This is a genomic window from Synechococcus sp. MU1655, assembly GCF_023630655.1.
Taxonomy (GTDB): Bacteria; Cyanobacteriota; Cyanobacteriia; order PCC-6307; family Cyanobiaceae; genus Synechococcus_C.
The window spans coordinates 1-5514 of the sequence record NZ_JAKUHK010000135.1 but is presented as its reverse complement, the minus strand read 5'-3'; the positions used below and the strand labels follow the sequence as shown (position 1 = coordinate 5514).

The 5514-nt window shown below is 50.9% G+C and carries 11 protein-coding genes; 4 read left to right on the top strand and 7 right to left on the bottom strand.

Features of this window, described 5'->3' with window-relative positions:
* The 6 genes from NCN04_RS07355 to NCN04_RS07330 all read right to left on the bottom strand — a co-directional run.
* The coding region (locus NCN04_RS07355) for a nucleoside 2-deoxyribosyltransferase (RefSeq protein WP_250395652.1) at positions 1–215 on the bottom strand (215 nt) is incomplete at its 3' end.
* A gap of 9 nt (positions 216–224) precedes the next feature.
* The gene (locus NCN04_RS07350) at positions 225–620 is read right to left on the bottom strand and encodes a phosphoribosyltransferase (RefSeq protein ID WP_048348098.1); all 396 of its coding nucleotides are present in this window, start codon (positions 618–620) and stop codon (positions 225–227) included.
* Positions 621–1229: 609 nt separating this feature from the next.
* Positions 1230–1406, bottom strand: a complete 177-nt coding sequence (locus NCN04_RS07345) for a hypothetical protein (RefSeq protein ID WP_250395651.1) — start codon at positions 1404–1406, stop codon at positions 1230–1232.
* 135 nt (positions 1407–1541) lie between these two features.
* The gene (locus NCN04_RS07340; protein WP_250395650.1) at positions 1542–1748 is read right to left on the bottom strand and encodes a hypothetical protein; all 207 of its coding nucleotides are present in this window, start codon (positions 1746–1748) and stop codon (positions 1542–1544) included.
* A gap of 96 nt (positions 1749–1844) precedes the next feature.
* Positions 1845–2165: an MgPME-cyclase complex family protein gene (locus NCN04_RS07335; protein WP_048346318.1), complete on the bottom strand. Its 321-nt coding sequence runs from the start codon at positions 2163–2165 to the stop codon at positions 1845–1847.
* Complete coding sequence (locus NCN04_RS07330) at positions 2162–2911, bottom strand: pyridoxine 5'-phosphate synthase (RefSeq protein ID WP_250395649.1); 750 nt, start codon at positions 2909–2911, stop codon at positions 2162–2164. The genes NCN04_RS07335 and NCN04_RS07330 overlap by 4 nt, the downstream gene beginning before the upstream one ends.
* A gap of 178 nt (positions 2912–3089) precedes the next feature.
* Between NCN04_RS07330 and NCN04_RS07325 the strand changes: the two genes are divergently transcribed.
* The 4 genes from NCN04_RS07325 to grxD all read left to right on the top strand — a co-directional run bounded on the left by NCN04_RS07325 (position 3090) and on the right by grxD (position 4980).
* Positions 3090–3743: a lysophospholipid acyltransferase family protein gene (locus NCN04_RS07325; RefSeq protein WP_245407289.1), complete on the top strand. Its 654-nt coding sequence runs from the start codon at positions 3090–3092 to the stop codon at positions 3741–3743.
* Positions 3744–3769: 26 nt separating this feature from the next.
* A complete protein-coding gene (locus NCN04_RS07320; protein ID WP_048346316.1) occupies positions 3770–4309 on the top strand; it encodes a hypothetical protein in 540 nt (179 codons plus the stop codon).
* A 68-nt stretch (positions 4310–4377) separates the two neighbouring features.
* Entirely contained in the window at positions 4378–4611 is a 234-nt protein-coding gene (locus tag NCN04_RS07315) for a BolA family protein (RefSeq protein ID WP_041426474.1), read from the top strand.
* Between the two features lie 45 nt (positions 4612–4656).
* A complete protein-coding gene (gene grxD, locus NCN04_RS07310; RefSeq protein WP_048346315.1) occupies positions 4657–4980 on the top strand; it encodes a Grx4 family monothiol glutaredoxin in 324 nt (107 codons plus the stop codon).
* A 36-nt stretch (positions 4981–5016) separates the two neighbouring features.
* Here the strand turns inward: grxD and NCN04_RS07305 are convergent, their stop codons facing one another.
* A complete protein-coding gene (locus tag NCN04_RS07305; protein ID WP_250395648.1) occupies positions 5017–5289 on the bottom strand; it encodes a DUF6761 family protein in 273 nt (90 codons plus the stop codon).
* Between the last annotated feature and the right edge of the window lie 225 nt (positions 5290–5514).

Sequence of the window (5514 nt, the reverse complement as noted above, 5' to 3'; positions counted from 1 at the left end):
ACGCCATCAGCGGCTCGTACATCCTGCATGCATTGCTGGGCCACGCGATAGGCCCATCCAGGCTTGGTGGTATCAACATTTCCATTCCGCTCAAATGGCTCCCAGACCGTAAGGTCAAGCTGGGACAAAGCAGCAACAAACTCAGGAATTAAAAGACGTTTGCACTGAGCAGAGAACCCATAAGGAGAAGCCAAATAAATCGTTTTCGATGTCATGAAGAAGTCTCAGTGAGCGATGGATCGAGAGGCCCGATAGCGACCTTCATCCTCTGCCGCAAGGTCCAAATTTTCCCAAGGAAAGACCAACCATTGATCGGGTGAAATGGTTGTTGCAGTATTCCACCATTCCGGAGAGCACTTGCTCATCCAAACCACAAAAGTGGCATCAACCTGTTGGCGGATCGCCCTCAAGGTCTGGCCAGTTTCATACACATCGTCCACGACAAGACAACCATCCTTTGGTTCTGTGAGCCAAGGAAGAGAGAGTGTGTGACTCAATGCCACTGCTAAACAAACACCACCGCGCGGAACTCCATAAACACCTATGAATGAGTGAGAGGCATAGCGAGCAGTGATTTCCTCAACTGCCCAATCAAATTGGCTCCAAGTGAGTTGCTGCATGAAACCGTAGATCGTTTGCTGATCGTAGTCACTCAAAGGTCGTCACTCAAGTGGAGAGGGTGTCACCGAGACATTTCCGATGTCAATCAATGGCCTAGTCAAAGCAACTTGCTTTTGGCAAACACTGATGAGCAAGAATAAGGCAACAACAAAATGAAAAACATTGAATTCAACTGTAGCGAAGGGCTCAGAAAGAAAGTCCCTACTCCTCCATCACTGCAAGGCAATGCAAAACATTTGGGGCCGACAGTTGAGAGACAAAACACGTGAATGAGTGTTTCGTTTGCAAATAATTGGGTTCTTTCCTAAAAAGCTTTGCCATCTTTTTCACAAGTTCTTGATGCTCTTCCTTCATCGTAAGCTTAGGCAAAACAGGCATGATTTGATTGCTTGGAGGCCAATTTTGAAAGAAGCCCGAGCCAACGTGTTACGAGAAAGGCAGTGAATTACGACTAATCCTTTCTGTGATGGATGCCATGAAACAGAATCGAACTAGTAACTCGTTGAGGCACAGCTCATGCAAACAAGCGTTGGATGAGAAGAGAATTGCAAGACAACGCTGTCACCAGATCTCACAGTTATTCTGATCAACCTAATCACAATTGAATGTCAGCAGTCATATTCCACTTCTGAACGCTGTTGGCGCCTAATCACATCATCATCCCTCATCTGCGATTCGTCATACTCAAGGGCATGAATTGGGCATGCAGAGGCTTTAAAGGGCTTGTGCTCTCCCTCACGAATCACGGTGCCAATGGGGTGTGCTGAGGTGATACTGATCTGCATCAGTGGAGGTTGCTACCAAGTTATTACTAACAACTTTCAAGCAGGGCGCCAGCATCTGTGCTGCCTTCCTGATCAAAGACGCTGATCGAGCATGGATCAACCATTAGCGGTGATTTGACGAGTCACATTCTTTGATTACCCATAACGCTTCATAAAGTTGTCAAGCGTGTAGAACTCATTGTCTGTAGAGGTTTCTTTGATCAACTCATCAAGAGTCTTAGCTTCCATTGCTGATTGATACTCTTCAAACGAGAGATCAATCCCAGGATCATAAGTATCTTTGAACAACTGATTGTATTCATTGCATAGCGCTTTGATAATTTGTCTTCGACTAAACTCCATCAGATCGCCCTTAGGTCTTCTTTATTATGCACTAAGAAAAACACAGCTCCATGAACCTAGATCTCACTCTTTAATTTGGGTCTCAATCCTTTAGCGTCAGCTCTCTTCTGCAAGAGGGTCTGGAATAGAGTCGGTCGGAGCATCGAATTGTCCCTCGAGTACATATTCCAGACGCAACTTCATGAATGTGATGAAGGTGGAATCTGTGGAGACCACTGCTGCTGAAGGTTGTGGCAGCTTCGCTTTGATCTCAGACAATTCAGGCGCATTCAAGAAACTTGGATTGTGAACAAGCCAAAAATCAATTTCCTTGCCTTGTTCGCCGTAATGCCTGCGTCTTTCCTTAAGCACTTCATCGAGAGGTTCTTCTTCCGTTAAGAAGCGAGCACTCGCTGCAACAAAATGATGGATGGTCATGAGCTAGTGCTTCCGAACAAGGGGTCACGTCGTGGATTCTGAACCAGACACTTCATTTCTCTTACGGCTTCTTGTAAGCCCACAGAAAGAGCCCGGGCCACAATGGTATGACCGATGTTGAGCTCCTCCATTCCTGCGATTGCAGCAATGGGCTCCACGTTTTGATAGGTCAATCCATGGCCTGCATTCACCCGCAACCCCATCGACCGAGCCTGTTCCGTCGCCTCGACAAGACGCGCCAAGGTCATGGGTTGTTCCCTCCAGCTGGCCTGCGCATAGCGTCCGGTATGGAGTTCAACCCAACAGGCGCCACTTTGCTGACAAGCCTCCAGCTGGTTGCGATCTGGATCCACGAACAAACTGACGGGAATGTCGTTGCTCTGGAGCGTATCAATCAGAGAAGACAAGCTTTTGCACTGACTGCGGACGTCTAAGCCTCCCTCTGTTGTGACTTCTTCTCGCCGTTCAGGAACCAATGTGACCATGTCTGGTTGTTCTCGCAGCGCAATCTCCACCATCTCTTTGGTGGCAGCCATTTCCAAGTTCAAACGGGTCCGAACGGTTTGACGTAAGAGGGTTAGGTCGCGATCTTGAATGTGACGGCGATCTTCCCTGAGGTGAATCGTGATCCCGTCAGCACCACCCAACTCAGCCATCAAGGCCATCGGCACGGGATCAGGTTCGACTGTTCGCCTGGCTTGCCGAACATTGGCAATGTGATCAATGTTGACCCCGAGACTGGCCACAACCCTCGTCCAAAGATTCAACTTTATGCGCGGGTGGTCTCCGAACGAGACGCCGCTCTAACTGCCCAAGCATGCGCGATAGGGAGACATGAGCCGCCTACATTTCAACCCTGTAGGACAGCGGTATTAAGCCGTGGGCAGTGTTCTGAAAACGAGAGGAGAAGTGTTGGGTTCAGCGATGAATCCCTTCTGGTCATCGCTTGCGATGTTGTTCACGCAAGACTTGGCTTTGCCTTGGTATTTCCGAGAGCGATATGTGCTCGGGGCCCATCATTTGCCTAAAGAGGGTCCTGTGCTTTTGGCCCCGACCCATCGAGCTCGCTGGGATGCCCTGATCTTGCCCATGGCAACGGGTCGACGGATCACAGGTCGTGATTGCCGCTTCATGGTGACGCGAAGTGAAATGAAAGGACTTCAGGGCTGGTTCCTCTATCGGCTCGGCTGCTTTCCCGTAGACCAGGGACGCCCCACACTGACGACGCTTCGCTTCGCAATCGATCTTCTGGCGGCTGGCGAGCAGGTGGTTGTGTTTCCCGAGGGGCGAATCAACCGCACCGACGAACCAATTCGTTTGCGCCAAGGGCTCGTTCGTCTTGCCCAACTATCCAAAACGAATGGGGTTCCCGTCAGCGTTGTTCCCGTAGGGATCGCCTACAGCGAGGCCAGTCCGCCGGCCTCTAGTCGTGCCGCAATCTGCTTTGAAGCCCCTCTTTTAGCCGAAGGAACAGGTCGGGAAGCTGCAGCTCATATGAGTCAGCAATTAGCAGATCGGATGCATACGGCTGAACAAGCGGCCCGACAGGCAGTGGGCCGACCACTAAGAAGCCACTAAAGTCCGCCCACTGTCCTGCTCAGTTCATGCGTTCCCGTCTCACCATTACCGCCTTGGCCCTTTTGGCTGGTTTGGCTGCTGCTCCCGTGCAGGTGGTGGCTCAGTCTTCAGATGGAACCAACTCCTCTGTGAGCAAAGTTCTGGCTTCAAGCGGTGCTGGCTTCAATGTTGCTGCTGTCCGCACCCTTCTCAACCGGGGTGATGCAGCAGTGGCATCAGGCAATCTTGATCAAGCCAAGACCGATTACGACAGCGCTCGGACTGCGGCCAAGCAGCTGTTGGCTTTTTATAGAGATCTCAGTGGTGCTTTCAGAGGCCTGGATGCACGGATTCCAAGGGAGATGGATGCCAAAGGACGCGAAGCTCTCACCCTTTTGGCGCAGGCCAATTTGCGTTTAGCCGCTTTGTTCAGACGCCAAAATCAACCAGAAGTTGCAGTGCCTGTTCTCGTTGAGGTCGTGCGTCTGATGACTCCAGCCAGCAGCGAGGGTCAGAAGGCCTATCAAAGCCTGGTTGAGCTGGGGTTTGTAGAGACTCCCTTTGCTGGGGCGAAATCAGCGAACTAAGACGCGAGCCACAGGAGTCATTCACGACGTTGATCTGCCAGCATCAGCTCAGTTCAATCCCGCGTTGCATGGTTCAGTCAGAGGCGGTGAGTTCGGCGATTCGCCGAGCTCTTCCAGATGCTCAAGTCTCAGTGGAAGACCTAACGGGAGGTGGAGATCATCTCCAAGTCACTGTGGTGTCAGCAAAATTCGAGGGTCTCACCCGAATCAAGCAGCATCAATTGGTCTATGGGGCTTTGCGTGAAGACCTTGCGAGTGAGGCCATTCACGCCTTAGCTCTCATCACGTCCACTCCTAGCTAATTGTTCGCGCCTTCAGTCCTTACCCCTCATCGCCATCTTTGATCCATGGATTCCCAAACGAAAGAGCGCATTCAGGCGCTGATCCAGTCAAGTCCCATTTTTGTGTTTATGAAGGGCACGAAATTAATGCCACAGTGCGGCTTTTCAAACAATGTTGTCCAAATCCTCAATGCCCTGGGCATGAGTTTTGAGACCTTTGATGTTTTGTCTGACATGGAAATCCGTCAGGGCATCAAGGATTACTCAGAGTGGCCCACCATTCCTCAGGTGTATGTCAAAGGGGAATTCATGGGTGGATCCGACATCTTGATCGAGATGTACAACAGCGGGGAATTGAAGGAAAAATTAGAGATTGAGCTCGCCAGCTAACTCTGAGCAATTCGATCTGACCTAAAAATTGGCCCGTTACCAGTCGCGATGGGGATGGCTGTACAACGTACTGACATCCCCATCGGGCCCAATAAAGCTTGATGGATCCATAATCCAGCGCTCAACAAGCGACTCAAGTCGAGACATGTCGCGCGTTTCCAGTGCACTACTGCGCCTTAGTGCGTGCAAATAACCATCCGCATACAGCCTGAGCTCAGACGGGCTGTGGTATCTGGTGGTCAGCTCCTGACAGGCATCGCACAGCGACTGGAAGTGTCGAATAGCTTCCGGATGCTGTAGGGATGTCATCTTTGGTGTGAGCTGCAGCCTCTGCTACCAGCATTCAGTGGAATGGTACTAGCGTAAGCGCGGTTTTCCCTGCTGTGTGACCTCCTCATCTCGGGACCTTCTGGACAACAGTCCTGACTTGGTCTCCACTTCACAATTTTTGCCGTCTGCAGGTCAACCTCGAGAACCGTTCCGGGTTCTGGTTGTTGAGCCCCATCCCACGCTGAGAACTGTTCTGGTTCAGCG

Excerpts from the sequence above, each read along its gene's own strand:
- NCN04_RS07350 (WP_048348098.1), bottom strand. The coding sequence starts at position 620 with ATGCAGCAACTCACTTGGAGCCAATTTGATTGGGCAGTTGAGGAAATC.
- NCN04_RS07345 (WP_250395651.1), bottom strand. The coding sequence starts at position 1,406 with ATGCAGATCAGTATCACCTCAGCACACCCCATTGGCACCGTGATTCGT.
- NCN04_RS07340 (WP_250395650.1), bottom strand. The coding sequence starts at position 1,748 with ATGGAGTTTAGTCGAAGACAAATTATCAAAGCGCTATGCAATGAATAC.
- NCN04_RS07335 (WP_048346318.1), bottom strand. The coding sequence starts at position 2,165 with ATGACCATCCATCATTTTGTTGCAGCGAGTGCTCGCTTCTTAACGGAA.
- NCN04_RS07325 (WP_245407289.1), top strand. The coding sequence starts at position 3,090 with ATGAATCCCTTCTGGTCATCGCTTGCGATGTTGTTCACGCAAGACTTG.
- NCN04_RS07320 (WP_048346316.1), top strand. The coding sequence starts at position 3,770 with ATGCGTTCCCGTCTCACCATTACCGCCTTGGCCCTTTTGGCTGGTTTG.
- NCN04_RS07315 (WP_041426474.1), top strand. The coding sequence starts at position 4,378 with ATGGTTCAGTCAGAGGCGGTGAGTTCGGCGATTCGCCGAGCTCTTCCA.
- grxD (WP_048346315.1), top strand. The coding sequence starts at position 4,657 with ATGGATTCCCAAACGAAAGAGCGCATTCAGGCGCTGATCCAGTCAAGT.
- NCN04_RS07305 (WP_250395648.1), bottom strand. The coding sequence starts at position 5,289 with ATGACATCCCTACAGCATCCGGAAGCTATTCGACACTTCCAGTCGCTG.